Origin of the sequence: Phreatobacter aquaticus (assembly GCF_005160265.1) — a bacterium.
In the GTDB taxonomy this organism is placed as follows: domain Bacteria; phylum Pseudomonadota; class Alphaproteobacteria; order Rhizobiales; family Phreatobacteraceae; genus Phreatobacter; species Phreatobacter aquaticus.
This window is the reverse complement of sequence record NZ_CP039865.1, coordinates 2,977,313-2,989,803: the sequence shown is the minus strand read 5'-3', so window position 1 is coordinate 2,989,803 and position 12,491 is coordinate 2,977,313. Positions and strand designations below refer to the sequence as shown.

Below are 12,491 nucleotides of genomic sequence, written 5' to 3'. Positions count from 1 at the left end.
GCGTGGCTCGGCGCCGTTGCTCCGGCATAATCGGATCCTTCGCGCCCCGAGGATCCGATGCCGATCATGGCCTGCGACCTGCCCGCCGGGACCGCCCTCGATCAGGCCATGCTGGCGCATGCCGACTTTCGCGACACCTTCTCCGTCCGGCTGTCGCAACCGGGCCGGCCTCCGGCCGCGCTCTTCGTCGCCATCTTCGGCCATCGGCCCTGGTGGATGAAGATGGTGCTGATCGCCCGGCACGCCATCGGCTCAGCTTTCGGGCTTGCCAGCTCACGGCCATCCGACATCCTGAGCGTGACGGCGGGGGCCAATCCCGGTCAGGGCGGCTCGATCGGCGGCTGGCCGCTCTTTTGGCTGGATGATCAAGAACTCGTCGCCGGCCGCGACAACCGGCACATGGATTTCCGGCTGTCACTGATGACAATCGACCGCGCGACGGAACAGGACCTCGTCGTCTCAACTCTTTGCCGGACGCACAACCGGTTCGGCCGCCTCTATCTCGCCGCCATCATCCCGTTTCACCGGTGGGGCCTGCGGCTGCTGGTCCGCCGCGCGCGGGCGGCCGGGCGCCTGTGATGCCGCCCATGGCAAAAAGCGCTCGCGCGCCGAAGCCCATTCTTGACACTGGCAGGCGCAAGCCGCTAGGAACGCGGCCTCCGATCGCGTCAGCGACGGGCGCGTAGCTCAGCGGGAGAGCACTCCCTTCACACGGGAGGGGTCACAGGTTCAATCCCTGTCGCGCCCACCATCTACCCCCGATTGCGGTCTCGTTGCCTGCGGTTGAACCGGATCCCGCGCCTTTTGCCCTTCCCCTCAACTCCTCGTTAGCCAGCCGCAGAGATCGACCCACCCAAGGTCGCGAATCCGCTGTCACCGATCGCCTGAGTTGAAGTAGCGTCCGTTCGCGCATGCGGTGCGTCTGGATCCAAACCTTCGGGTGCGGTGTTCCCCACGTTCCGATGCGGAGGACCTTGATGCAGACCTTCATTTTCGACGTGATGGACGGCCCGGCCCTGGAGTTCAGCGAACGCCGGGCCTTTGCCTCTTTGGAGGCGGCGCGCGACCATGCACTTGCCATGGCGGAAGCGGCCCCCGAACGCTGGGCCGATGTCGAGGGCTGGCTGGTCAGGATCTGCGACGACGACAGCTTCGTGCTCGACGAGATCGACGTCGAGGGGGCCCGGGTGCCGGTGAGCGCTCCCAGCCGCGGACGCCAACCGCGCGTGACCGCCCGCAGCCGAGAGCTTGTTCCGTCTTAAGCCGGGCGGACGGAACCACGACCCGGATTGACCGTTTCACTCCCATGGCTGGGGCCACAGAGCGAGGAAACGGCAATGAACAAGCAGAGCCAGGACAATCAGAAGTCCAACAAGGACAATATGGGTTCGAAGAGCCCGCAGCAGGACCAGGGTGGCCAGCAGTCCGGCCAGCAGGGATCGAAGGATCCCGGCGCGTCGCCGAAGCCCGGCAGCAAGCACGAGAACGAACGCAAGTCCTGACCGGCAGCGTCTCCTGACCGATCCAGATTCCTGACCGACCACCAGCGTTTCAGACCGGCGTGATCCACAGATCGCGCCGGTCTTTCTGTATCCACAACCGGTAGCGCGTCAAAGCCGCCGCCGGCTTTGTCACTTTAGGGCAACAGACACAGGCAAACTGCCCCGTCGGACCACTGCCAAGGCGTCTTTTTATTGCCTGTTAAGGACGATGGGTGTCTTGCTCGGGGCAATCGTTCCGCCAAAAGGATTACCGCCTTGAAGAAGCTGCTCCTCGCCTCTGCCGCCCTCGCCGCCCTGTCGACCGGTGCCATGGCAGCCGATCTCGGCGCGCCGCGCATGCCGGTCGCGACGGCAATCGTCATGCCGTCGTTCAGCTGGACCGGCTTCTATGTCGGTGGCCAGGTTGGCTATGGCTGGGGCAAGGCTCAGCAGCCGTGGAACTTCGGCGCGGCTTCAAACACCTTCCCGCTGACCCAGGCGGCGATGAACCAGTCGGGCGTGCTTGGCGGCCTGCATGCGGGCTACCTGCACCAGTTTGGCTCGGTCGTGCTCGGCGCCGAGGCCGATATCGAGGCCTCCGGCGTGACCGGTAATGACGGTGGTTCGGGTGGCGTGGTCAATGGCCTCAAGCATCGCTGGAATGCGTCGCTGCGCCTGCGCGGCGGCGTTGCGGTTGACCGCGTACTGATCTACGCAACGGGCGGTCTCGCCTATCTCAACGCCTCCGCCAGCGATGCCTTCTTCATCCAGAGCCTCAGCACGAACTTTACCGGCTGGACGGCTGGCGTCGGCCTCGAATATGCCTTCACGCCGAATGTCTCGGCCCGTGTCGAATATCGCTACACCGACTACGGCAAGACCACGGCCCGGTTCACCACCGGCGATTATGCCGAGCGCATCAACCCGCAGATCCATGCGGTGCGCCTCGGCCTCAGCTATCATTTCTCGACCGGCGGCTCGGCCGTCGTTGCCCGCTACTGAGCGGCCGACGCCTCATCTGGAATGCAAACAGGCCGCCCCTCGGGGCGGCCTGTTTCGTTTGGTCGGCTGCCGATGAAACCGGGCCGCGACCGTGGCCCGGTCATCATTGCGAAGATCCGGCCGCGACAGGCGCGGCCGGTTGGTGCCGGTCACTGCGGTTCGATGCGGGCCTGCCGGACGATGTCGCGATAGCGCGCGCGCTCGGCGCGGGCGAAGGTCTCGAACGCGTCCGGGGTGTTGGGGGCAGCGACCGCGCCGATCTCCTTCAGCTTGGCGATGATATCGGGCCGCGAGAAGATCTCCTTCACGTCGGCGGCGATCTGGTCGACCACGGCGCGCGGCGCGCCGGCGGGCGCGAACAGGCCATGCCAGGTGCCGATGTCGAAGCCCGGATAGGTCTCGGCGATGGCCGGCACGTCGGGAGCCGTCGGACTGCGCTGGGCACTGGTCACCGCGATGGCGCGCACGGTTCCGCCCTGCGATTGCGGCCAGGCGAAGGTGATGTTGTCGAAGGCCAGATGAATATGGCCGCCGACCAGCGCGTTCATGATCTCGTTCGACGAGCGGAACGGGATATGGGTCATCGGCGAGCCGATGAGGTTGGAGATGATCTCGGCCGGGATGTGGTTGGAAGCGCCGATGCCCGAGGAGCCATAGTTGAGCTTGCCGGGATTGGCCTTCGCATAGGCGACGAACTCGGCCATCGTGCGGGCTGGGATCGTGTTCGACACGACCAGCATGTTCGGCAGGGTGGCGAACAGGCTGATGGTCTGGAAGTCCTTGTCGGCGTCGTAGGTCAGCTGCTTATAGACATAGGGCGCGATGGCATGGGTGCTGGCCGTGCCGACAAACAGCGTGTAGCCGTCCTTCGGCGCGCGGGCGGCAGCGCCCGCCCCCACCGTTCCGCCGGCACCGGCGCGGTTCTCGACCACGAAGGCCGTTCCATATTTCTGCTGCATCGCCTGCGTGAAGATGCGGGCGAAGAGATCAGTCGTGCCGCCGGCAGTGAACGGCACGATGACGGTGACCTGGCGCTGTGGCCAGGCGGGGGCGGCGGTCTGGGCCTCGGCGCGTCCACACAGGACAGCGCCCGCGCAGGCAAGCGCAAGCATCAGCTTCTTCATGGTTTCCTCCGGGCCATTGTTGGGGGAGCCGATCGAGCGGCTGTCTGGCCTTGATGCAAAGGCTAAAACGATTGAATGCCGATAGGCAACCGCGCTGATGGCGCAGGAGCCAAAAGAGACCCGCGCACAGACAAAACCCCGGCTCTGGGGAGCCGGGGTTTCGGAAGGCTGGGGAAGTGGGCTTTCAGCGATCAGTTGCAGACGCGGACCGTGCGGCGCTCCATGCCGTAGGGGGTGTCGACCCACTGGCGGGTGAGGAAGCATTCGCGGGCCGGCGCGGCATAGGCGTTGGCGGCGATGGCGGCAGCGGCGCCACCGACGATCAGGCCGGCAGCCAGGCCACCAAAGCCGATGCCACGATGACGGAAGCCGGCTTCGGCGGAGGGGGCGGTTGCGGCCATCAGGGAGGCGGCGGCGACGGCGGCGAGGGCGAGGGTCTTGAAGCGGGTCATGGCAGGTCTGCTTGGAGGTTCGGGTGGGGCCTGATCGCCCCGGTCCTCCATGGGTCGCGGCGGGCCTGAAAAAGGTTCGAGGCCGGACCGAAAAATGTTCGAAATATGTTGGGCTGGCGCAGGCGCCCGGAACGCAAAACCCCGGCTCTGGGGAGCCGGGGTTTCGGGAAGCTGGGGAAGTGGGCTTTCAGCGATCAGTTGCAGACGCGGACCGTGCGGCGCTCCATGCCGTATGGGGTGTCGACCCACTGGCGGGTGAGGAAGCATTCGCGGGCCGGAGCGGCATAGGCGTTGGCGGCGATGGCGGCAGCGGCACCACCGACGATCAGGCCGGCGGCCAGGCCACCGAAGCCGATGCCGCGGCCGTGACGGAAGCCGGCTTCGGCGGAAGGAGCGGTTGCGGCCATCAGGGAGGCGGCGGCGACGGCGGCGAGAGCGAGGGTCTTGAAGCGGGTCATGGCAGGTCTCCTTGGAGGTTCGGGTGGGGCTTGATCGCCCCGGTCCTCCATGGGTCGCGGCGGGCCTGAAAAAGGTTCGAGCACCACGTCGAAAAAATGCGCCGACATGGCGAGGCCGGAACCCAGGCCCGGTTTCGACGTTAGCCCTGCAGACGGCGCCGCTTGCCGCGACAGCCAGGTGCTGGCGTGAAGCGGGCCAATCCCTCCTGCCAGGACGCCCCCCCGATGCTCATCCGCTATGGCTATTCGATCGAAATCGCATGCGACATACCGACCCCGGTCATCGCCATGCTCGACATCCACCCGACGCGCTGGGCCGACATCGAGCGGGCCGACACCCTCTCCGCCATCGGGCGGACGACGGGTCAGAAGGTCGACGTCAGCGACTATCAGGACGGTTTCGGCAATATCTGCCGCCGGCTGATCGCGCCCGCCGGCGGTGTGACGCTTGCGGCCGAGGGCCTGGTCCGCGACAGCGGCGAGCCGGATGCGGTCGCCCCCGACGGCGACCAGCTGGCGCCGGAGCATCTGCCCGACGATGTCCTCGTCTACCTGCTCGGCAGCCGCTATTGCGAGACCGACCGGCTGAACCAGGTCGCCTGGAGCCGCTTCGGCCATATCCAGGGCGGACGGGCGCGGGTGCAGGCGATCTGCGACTTCGTGCACGGCCATCTCACCTTCAACTACAAGCTCGCCCGCCCCACCCGGACCGCGTCCGAGGCCTATGACGAGCAGCTGGCGGTGTGCCGCGACTTTGCCCATCTCGCCATCACGCTGTGCCGGGCCATGAACATCCCGGCGCGCTATTGCACCGGCTATCTCGGCGATATCGGCGTGCCGCGCGATCCCAATCCGATGGATTTCAGCGCCTGGTTCGAGGTGTTCCTCGGCGACCGCTGGTGGACCTACGACGCCCGCCACAATACCAGGCGCATCGGCCGCATCGTGATGGCGCGCGGGCGCGACGCCACCGACGTCGCGATCCTCAATTCCTTCGGCCTGCACGCCCTGACGCGCTTCGACGTCATCACCGACGAAGTGCCCGCCGAAGCGGTCAGCCGGGTGGCTGCCGCCTGACCGGCGGCTGTCGCGCCGGAACCAATGGGGCAATCCGGCGTTGACCCACACGCAGCCGGCAAGCCGCCGGCCCTGCCTTTGTCTGGAGACCGCCCGTGAGCCCGCTGATCCTTATCCTGCTTCTGATCCTGCTGCTTGGCGGCGGCGGTTATTTCGGCCATCGGGCCTATGGCACGGCCGGCCTCGGCGGCGGTCTCGGCACCGTGCTGGTGATCATCCTGATCATCTATCTGCTCGGCGGCCTCAGGTTCTAGGGCAGGCTTGGCCAAGGCCCGGCAATATCGAAACGCCGGGCCGCTCACTTTCAGGCCGCGCGGATGCGCGCGGCTTCAGCTGCCCCAGCGCTGCTGCCAGGCATTGCCGGCGAGCGCCCCGACGCTCTCGATGATCGGCGTCGCAACGCCTGTGCGGCGCCCAAGCTCGGCGACCGCGCCGACAATGGCGCCCAATTCGAGCGGCCGGCCCGCCTCCATGTCCTGCAGCATCGAGGTCTTTACCCCGATCATGGTCGGCGGCAGCACGAGCCGCTGGTCGATGTCGATCTTTTCGGTGATGCCGACAGCCTCCGCGACCGCCATGCATTCCGCGATGATGGCGCGCGCCACGCCCTTCACGGCGGGATCGCCGACAATGCGGTCGATGGTGGCGCCGGTCACAGCCGAGATCGGGTTGAAACAGGCATTGCCGTAGAGCTTCTGCCAGACGGCGGCGCGGATGTCGGGCGTCGCCTCGGCATCGATATCGGCAGATTTCAGCAGCTGGACCACCTCATCGAGCCGGCTGCCCGCCGGGGCGGAGGTCTCGCCGAGGATCAGCCGCTTGCGGCCGTTCCAGTCGATGACATTGGCGGCCGGACGGTTGGCCCCGACATAGACGACGCAGCCAAGGATCTGGCCTGACGGGATCGCCGCGGCAATCGCGCCATCGGCATCGACCGAAGTGAGCCGGCGGTCGCCGAAGCGGGCGTCGAGCCCGTCGAGATACCACCAGGGAATGCCATTCAGCATGGGCACGACGATGGTCTGAGGCCCGATCAGCGGACGGATCAGGGCAAGGCCAGCCGGCCAGTCATGGGCCTTGAAGCCGACGAACACGATGTCCTGCGGGCCTGCCGCTCCAGCATCGGCGGTCGCCTGAACCGCCACGGTTTCGGATCCCTTGGCGGACTGGAGGGTCAAACCCTCCGCGGCGAGCAGGCTGGCGCTGGCCGGCCGCGCCACGATGGTGGGTTTCAGGCCCGCCTTCGCCAGATACCAGGCGACGACGCCCCCGATCGAGCCCGCCCCAACAATCGCCACCCGCATGACCGCACTCCCCTGCCTTGCGGCCCCAAGGAAGCCTGCCCGCCGCCGCGTTGCAACATGCGTCGGTGCAGGTCTCGTCACCGGAGGCGTCAGGCCGCCGGGCGGCACGCCTCGCGGTAGCGGGGCTGAAGGGCGGCAATGCCATCGAGCGGGATCGAACGCTCCAGTTCGCCGATGCGGATGTGGATGACGCGGCCGGTGAACAATGTCTCCAGCGCGGCCCGGGCCTCCGGCACGTCGAGCGACCAGCTCAGCGCATCCTCGCTCATCCAGGCCACCACCACGACGGGGCGCTGGTCGATGCGATAGGCGCCGGTGACCTTGTCGCGGTTGGGCAGAAGCAGCTTTGCGAAGGTCACCTGCACCAGCGTGCGGTCGAGCCGGCAGCCGAAGCGGATGATGAGGTCGCCGCGCTCGGCGACAAAGGCAAAGGTCCGCCGCCCATCGATCGGCGAGACGAACAGGTCGGTACCGACCCAGGGCTTCGCCGGCTCGGCTGGCGCCGCCAGGACCGGCGGTGCGGGCCGGGATGGCGCCGGCTGGGCATTCGCCGGGCCAGGCCAGGCGCTTGCGGCCCATAGCGTCACGACAAGGCTCAGGACCCCTCGCAGCATCGTTCTCATGGCACAGCCCCCCGGCAGCAGCGGACGGGATGCGCCCGGCAGACACAGGGAACGGCCCAAGCGGCCGAAGGTTCCCGAGAGATCGTCCGGAGGGCGGAACCCTCGGGCGGCTCATCCGTTGTGAGCAGGCCTGCGGATGCGGGCCCGTCGCGAGGCAGGACCATGCGAGGCGACACCACGTGAGGCAGCACCATGAACGACCAGCTCAACGACAAGATTGCCCGGCTCCTGGAGATCGACGACCGCATCGCCAAGCTGCGCAATGACATCCTGGACCTGACCAACCGCGCGGCATCGGTGTCCGGCCAGGCGTCCGAGGATTCGATCGCCGGCCTGATCGAGAACAGCGAGACCCAACTCACCGCCCTTCTGGCGATGCGCGAGACCATGGGCGACGCCGCGCAGGACTAGGGAAAGCTGCCGCCGGGCCTTGCCTCACAGGGCGACCCGCCTCACGCTTGGATCACGGGAACCGGGACAACGTCATGGCCAAAGCAAGAAGCCCCAAGAACATCATCTGCCTCTGGTTCGACAAGGACGCGGAAGAAGCCGCCCGCTTCTATGCCGCGACCTTTCCCGACAGCGCCGTGACCGCTGTCCACCACGCACCGGGCGATTATCCCTCGGGCAAGGCAGGCGATGTGCTGACGGTTGAATTCACCGTCGCCGGCATTCCATGCCTCGGGCTGAACGGTGGCCCGGCTTTCAAGCAGAGCGAGGCCTTCTCGTTCCAGATCGCCACCGACGATCAGGCCGAGACCGATCGCTACTGGAACGCCATTGTCAGCAATGGCGGGCAGGAGAGCGCCTGCGGCTGGTGCAAGGACAGGTGGGGCCTCTCCTGGCAGATCACGCCCCGCGCGCTGACGGAGGCGATTGCCGCCGGCGGCGATGAGGCCAAGCGCGCCTTTGCCGCGATGATGACCATGGGCAAGATCGACGTCGCGGCGATCGAGGCGGCACGACGGGGATAGGCAGGCGCGGATGTCGGCCTGCGGCCGGTCAGATCTCCGCCTGGGCGTTCAGGCCGTCCCACACGGCTTCGGCTGTGGCGGTCAGCCGGCCCGCGGCCCGGAAGAGGCGGATCTCCACGGGAATCTGGACGTCCGGACCACCAAGCTCCACCACACGGCCAGCCGCGATATCGTCCTCGGCCAGGGTTCGTGGCAGCCAGGCTAGGCCTTCGCCGGCGCGCACCATCGACTGAAGCGTTGCCGCCAGATGGGACCTGAACACGGTCTTCAGCCCGAATTCCCGGTCGACCTCGTGCCATCGCGCGTCGACGATCCGCGCGAGCCCCGAGCGATCGCTATAGGCGAGGTATCGCGCCGGCGGCGTGCCGTTCAGCCGCCAGAGCGGTCCTCCATCGGGGCCCGGTGCCGACAGGGGCACCAGCACGTCGCGACCAACCACGAGGCCGAGATACGTCGCGCCCAGCTGCGCGCCAGCCGAGCCCGGACCGTGGTGACAGAGCAGGAACTGCACATCGCCCCTGAGCAGCATCTGCTCGCAGGCGCTCATGCTGTCGGACAGAAGATTGAGATTGCCGAGTTCCAGCAGGCTTTCGTTCCTGCGGACCCAGGCCGGGAAGAAGGTGAAGGAGAGCGCATGGGTCGCCGCGATCTGCAGCTGGCTCCGCGCACGGCCGGCCACGTCCAGCGTATCCCGCCGCAGCTGGTAGAGGGCGCGCCTCAGGATCTCGGCCTGATCGCCGAAATGCTCGCCGGCTGCTGTGAGCATCACCGAATGGGTGGTGCGCGCGAACAGGGGCGTCCCGACCCAGGCCTCCAGCGCCCTGATGCGGCGGCTGAAGGCCGGTTGCGTCACATGGCGCAGTGCCGCCGCCCTCGAGAAGCTCAAGGTGTCGGCCAGGGCGCGATAGTCATCCAGCCAGATCAGATCCATTGCTTATGCCGGTAGCACATAGCCAAAGCTGACAACAGCATTGGCCATTGCCCCTCTCGCCAGCCTATATCCGGGTCCGAAAGCCGAAGTTTGAACCGATTGGAGCAAGGCCATGCGTATCGTCGATGTCCGGGAGATCACCAAACCCATCGCCTCGCCCATTCGTAATGCCTATATCGACTTTTCCAAGATGACCGCGAGCCTCGTCGCCGTCGTCACCGACGTGGTGCGCGACGGCCGCCGGGTGGTTGGCTATGGCTTCAATTCAAACGGGCGCTACGGCCAGGGCGGGTTGATCCGCGAGCGCTTCCGCGACCGCATCCTCGAAGCCGATCCGGCGTCGCTGCTGAATGACGAGCGCGACAATATCGACCCCCATCGCATCTGGGCGGCCATGATGGTCAACGAGAAGCCGGGGGGACATGGCGAGCGTTCGGTCGCCGTCGGCACGCTCGACATGGCGGTGTGGGATGCGATGGCGAAGATCGCCGGCAAGCCGCTGTTCCGCTGGCTGGCAGAGGACCGGAAGCGCGAGGCCAATCCGCGGGTCTTCGTCTATGCGGCCGGCGGCTACTACTATCCCGGCAAGGACGACGCGGCCCTGAAGGCCGAGATGCGCAGCTATGTCCGGCGCGGCTACAATGTCGTGAAGATGAAGATCGGCGGCGCGCCCATCGACGACGATCGCCGGCGGATCGAGGCCGTTCTGCAGGAGATCGGGTCGGAGGCCAGGCTCGCGGTCGATGCCAACGGGCGCTTCGATCTCGAAACGGCCATCGCCTATGCCAAGATGCTCCGCGACTATCCGCTGTTCTGGTACGAGGAAGCGGGCGATCCCCTGGACTATTCGATCCAGGCTGCGCTGGCGGAATTCTATCCCGGCCCGATGGCCACCGGCGAGAACCTGTTCTCGCACCAGGATGCGCGCAATCTCATCCGCTATGGCGGCATGCGGCCGGACCGCGACTGGCTGCAGTTCGACTGCGCCCTGTCCTACGGCCTGGTCGAATATCTCCGCACCCTCGATGTGCTGGACCAGCACGGCTGGTCACCCTCGCGCTGCATCCCCCATGGCGGGCACCAGATGTCGCTGAACATCGCGGCGGGCCTGGGGCTCGGCGGAAACGAGAGCTATCCCGACCTGTTCCAGCCCTATGGCGGGTTCCCCGACGGCGTGAAGGTGGAGGATGGGCACATCACCATGCCCGACCTGCCGGGCATCGGCTTCGAGGGCAAGTCCGACCTGATCAAGGTGATGCGCGAACTGGCCGAATAGGCCCCCTGGCGCCCGACCGCGATGCCGCAAGCAAGGCGCCCGACCCTTCGCGTCAATCCTTCACGTCGGTGACCGGGCGGTCGCGACCGCTGGCACGTTCCTCGCGCCAGACGCCCGTCGCGTCCTGATAGGCAATCGTCTCGTCGGAACCGGGCGCGCGCTGGCGATGGGCCGCGGTGTCGGCTGCCTCGTGCGCCGCCTCGCGGCTCGGGAAGGTCTCGGAGAAGACATCGCCGACCTTGTAGGCGAAGCCGCCGTCATGCTCGACGACGGTGTATGTTTCACTGATCGGCTTGCTCATCGTGGTCTCCTCCGGGAGGCCAACTCCGCAGCGGGCCAGCAGTTCCGGCGGGAGGCCTGGCGGCAATCGACACCGCCCCCGAAACCCGTCTGAGGATGCGGCGACACAGTTACAAACTGATACCCAAAGTGCCGCGCCGGACACACATCCGTTCGCATTCCCGCCCCATTGCACCGGCCATTGTCTGCCCCGAAGCATGACAGGAGCATTCCATGGCTGACCTCATTCTCGGAGCGATGCGCCAGACGATCCGTGGCGGCCGGCACCTGGCCCGCCAGATCGTGATCTCGGCGGTGGCTTCGATCGTGGCGGCGCTGGCAGTGCCCTCGATCATCGCCACATATCGTGGCCCGCAGCCGGTCCATCAGGTGCCGGCGCCGCTGATGGTGGTGCATCAGGACGTCGATGCCGCCTTCGTCATTCCCGGGCCCTCGGACGCGCGCTCGGTGCAGCCGGTACAGCGCGCCGCGGCCGGGCTTGCCGAGGCCCTGGTGGCCCGCGCCCAGACCGAGATACCCGCCGCCCCGCAGGCGGCACCCGCCCGCCCCGTGCGCCGGGCGGCGGCTCCCCTGCCCGCCCAGCGTCCGGCGGTGGCGCAGATTGCTCCGCAGGTTCCGTCCCAGCCGCTCGATCTCGTGGCGATGACCAAGGTGGAGCCGGCGGCCGCAGCCGCCAGCTCTGAGCAAAAAATTCTCGGCATTCCGGTGCCCAAGATCGGCATGCCGGAGGTTGTAACCCGCGGCTGGACTTCGGCGAGGAGCATGGTTGCGGGCGTCTTTCGCTAGAACCGGAGCGACCCGGAGCAGGAGCGAGAGCTCGCTCCGGCTCCGCGACCACTCCGGCTGACAGGCCCGTTTTGCGGGCTGGCAGCCGGAGACCGGTCTCCGGCCTGTTCCAGGACGTCTCCGGCTCAGACCTTCTCGGCGAGCAGCCGTTCGGTCAGGTAGGCGGCGAGCGCGCCATAGATCGTGTGGCCGATCGTGCTCATCAAGGTGAGCTGGCCGCCCCAGGTGAGCAGCAGGAACGGCAGGCCGGCGAGCGGCGCGAAGATGCCGAGCGCGATGAAGGTGGTGAATGCGCCCCACAGCCAGCCGTCGAGCGGCTTGCCGAGGCTGATGCCGTTGCGGGTCAGCACGAAGTAGGCGATCGGATAGCCGAAGACGCCGGTGAAGTAGTGCAGCGCCTTGGCGGTGACATCGGACAGCTCGATGCCCAGCTGGTGGGCGAACAGGGCCTTGACGAGGGCCGGCGGCTCCAGCGGTCCACCCGCGATCAGCGGGGTCGGCACCGAAGCCCAGATCTCCCAGAGGCCCAGACCGGCGAGACCGCCAATGGCCAGGGCGATCAGTTCCTTGACGTTGGGAACGGCAATGCCGGCGATGCGCATGGGGGCTGTGGCTTGAGCGGCAATCATGGGTGGTCTCCCGGTCTGGTCGGAGCGAACCAGACGCCCCGTTGAGAGCCCATTCGCCAGGATGGACCTGTTGT

18 protein-coding genes and 1 tRNA gene are annotated in these 12,491 nt (G+C 67.2%); 11 read left to right on the top strand and 8 right to left on the bottom strand.

The window, feature by feature from the left end:
• Positions 1 to 57 precede the first annotated feature (57 nt).
• The 5 genes from E8L99_RS14080 to E8L99_RS14065 all read left to right on the top strand — a co-directional run bounded on the left by E8L99_RS14080 (position 58) and on the right by E8L99_RS14065 (position 2,483).
• On the top strand, positions 58 to 579 hold the full coding sequence (locus E8L99_RS14080; protein WP_137100132.1) for a DUF2867 domain-containing protein: 522 nt from the start codon (positions 58 to 60) through the stop codon (positions 577 to 579).
• Between the two features lie 97 nt (positions 580 to 676).
• Positions 677 to 751 (top strand) — tRNA-Val (locus E8L99_RS14075).
• 226 nt (positions 752 to 977) lie between these two features.
• A complete protein-coding gene (locus E8L99_RS14070; protein ID WP_137100131.1) occupies positions 978 to 1,262 on the top strand; it encodes a hypothetical protein in 285 nt (94 codons plus the stop codon).
• 75 nt (positions 1,263 to 1,337) lie between these two features.
• Positions 1,338 to 1,502, top strand: coding sequence for a hypothetical protein (locus E8L99_RS23805; protein ID WP_168201679.1), 165 nt, complete (start codon positions 1,338 to 1,340; stop codon positions 1,500 to 1,502).
• Between the two features lie 255 nt (positions 1,503 to 1,757).
• A complete protein-coding gene (locus E8L99_RS14065) occupies positions 1,758 to 2,483 on the top strand; it encodes an outer membrane protein (protein WP_137100130.1) in 726 nt (241 codons plus the stop codon).
• 149 nt (positions 2,484 to 2,632) lie between these two features.
• On the opposite strand, the gene E8L99_RS14060 is transcribed toward E8L99_RS14065, so the two are convergent.
• The 3 genes from E8L99_RS14060 to E8L99_RS14050 form a co-directional block, all read right to left on the bottom strand.
• Positions 2,633 to 3,607: a Bug family tripartite tricarboxylate transporter substrate binding protein gene (locus E8L99_RS14060; protein WP_252511112.1), complete on the bottom strand. Its 975-nt coding sequence runs from the start codon at positions 3,605 to 3,607 to the stop codon at positions 2,633 to 2,635.
• A gap of 191 nt (positions 3,608 to 3,798) precedes the next feature.
• Positions 3,799 to 4,059, bottom strand: coding sequence for a hypothetical protein (locus tag E8L99_RS14055; RefSeq protein WP_137100129.1), 261 nt, complete (start codon positions 4,057 to 4,059; stop codon positions 3,799 to 3,801).
• Between the two features lie 194 nt (positions 4,060 to 4,253).
• On the bottom strand, positions 4,254 to 4,517 hold the full coding sequence (locus E8L99_RS14050; RefSeq protein ID WP_137100128.1) for a hypothetical protein: 264 nt from the start codon (positions 4,515 to 4,517) through the stop codon (positions 4,254 to 4,256).
• Between the two features lie 225 nt (positions 4,518 to 4,742).
• On the opposite strand from E8L99_RS14050, the gene E8L99_RS14045 reads away from it, so the two are divergent.
• Positions 4,743 to 5,594 (top strand): transglutaminase-like domain-containing protein, encoded by an 852-nt coding sequence (locus E8L99_RS14045; protein WP_137100127.1) that lies wholly within the window; start codon positions 4,743 to 4,745, stop codon positions 5,592 to 5,594.
• A 95-nt stretch (positions 5,595 to 5,689) separates the two neighbouring features.
• Complete coding sequence (locus tag E8L99_RS14040; RefSeq protein ID WP_137100126.1) at positions 5,690 to 5,848, top strand: DUF3309 family protein; 159 nt, start codon at positions 5,690 to 5,692, stop codon at positions 5,846 to 5,848.
• Between the two features lie 75 nt (positions 5,849 to 5,923).
• On the opposite strand, the gene E8L99_RS23800 is transcribed toward E8L99_RS14040, so the two are convergent.
• Both E8L99_RS23800 and E8L99_RS23795 read right to left on the bottom strand, forming a co-directional pair.
• Positions 5,924 to 6,898 (bottom strand): ketopantoate reductase family protein, encoded by a 975-nt coding sequence (locus E8L99_RS23800; RefSeq protein WP_168201678.1) that lies wholly within the window; start codon positions 6,896 to 6,898, stop codon positions 5,924 to 5,926.
• Between the two features lie 89 nt (positions 6,899 to 6,987).
• Complete coding sequence (locus E8L99_RS23795; protein WP_168201677.1) at positions 6,988 to 7,512, bottom strand: hypothetical protein; 525 nt, start codon at positions 7,510 to 7,512, stop codon at positions 6,988 to 6,990.
• 201 nt (positions 7,513 to 7,713) lie between these two features.
• Between E8L99_RS23795 and E8L99_RS14030 the strand changes: the two genes are divergently transcribed.
• Together E8L99_RS14030 and E8L99_RS14025 are read left to right on the top strand one after the other, a co-directional pair.
• A complete protein-coding gene (locus E8L99_RS14030; RefSeq protein WP_137100124.1) occupies positions 7,714 to 7,932 on the top strand; it encodes a hypothetical protein in 219 nt (72 codons plus the stop codon).
• 74 nt (positions 7,933 to 8,006) lie between these two features.
• Positions 8,007 to 8,495 (top strand): VOC family protein, encoded by a 489-nt coding sequence (locus E8L99_RS14025; RefSeq protein ID WP_137100123.1) that lies wholly within the window; start codon positions 8,007 to 8,009, stop codon positions 8,493 to 8,495.
• Between the two features lie 28 nt (positions 8,496 to 8,523).
• Here the strand turns inward: E8L99_RS14025 and E8L99_RS14020 are convergent, their stop codons facing one another.
• Positions 8,524 to 9,426 (bottom strand): LysR family transcriptional regulator, encoded by a 903-nt coding sequence (locus E8L99_RS14020; RefSeq protein ID WP_137100122.1) that lies wholly within the window; start codon positions 9,424 to 9,426, stop codon positions 8,524 to 8,526.
• A gap of 112 nt (positions 9,427 to 9,538) precedes the next feature.
• Here E8L99_RS14020 and E8L99_RS14015 point away from each other — a divergent pair, with 112 nt between their 5' ends.
• Positions 9,539 to 10,702, top strand: a complete 1,164-nt coding sequence (locus tag E8L99_RS14015; RefSeq protein ID WP_137100121.1) for a mandelate racemase/muconate lactonizing enzyme family protein — start codon at positions 9,539 to 9,541, stop codon at positions 10,700 to 10,702.
• Positions 10,703 to 10,754: 52 nt separating this feature from the next.
• Here E8L99_RS14015 and E8L99_RS14010 read toward each other — a convergent pair whose 3' ends face one another.
• Positions 10,755 to 11,003 carry a hypothetical protein gene (locus E8L99_RS14010; protein ID WP_391527448.1) on the bottom strand — a complete coding sequence of 83 codons (249 nt, stop codon included), beginning with the start codon at positions 11,001 to 11,003 and terminating at the stop codon, positions 10,755 to 10,757.
• Between the two features lie 212 nt (positions 11,004 to 11,215).
• On the opposite strand from E8L99_RS14010, the gene E8L99_RS14005 reads away from it, so the two are divergent.
• Positions 11,216 to 11,788, top strand: a complete 573-nt coding sequence (locus E8L99_RS14005) for a hypothetical protein (protein ID WP_137100120.1) — start codon at positions 11,216 to 11,218, stop codon at positions 11,786 to 11,788.
• 125 nt (positions 11,789 to 11,913) lie between these two features.
• Here E8L99_RS14005 and E8L99_RS14000 read toward each other — a convergent pair whose 3' ends face one another.
• The gene (locus tag E8L99_RS14000) at positions 11,914 to 12,417 is read right to left on the bottom strand and encodes a hypothetical protein (protein ID WP_137100119.1); all 504 of its coding nucleotides are present in this window, start codon (positions 12,415 to 12,417) and stop codon (positions 11,914 to 11,916) included.
• Positions 12,418 to 12,491 lie beyond the last annotated feature (74 nt).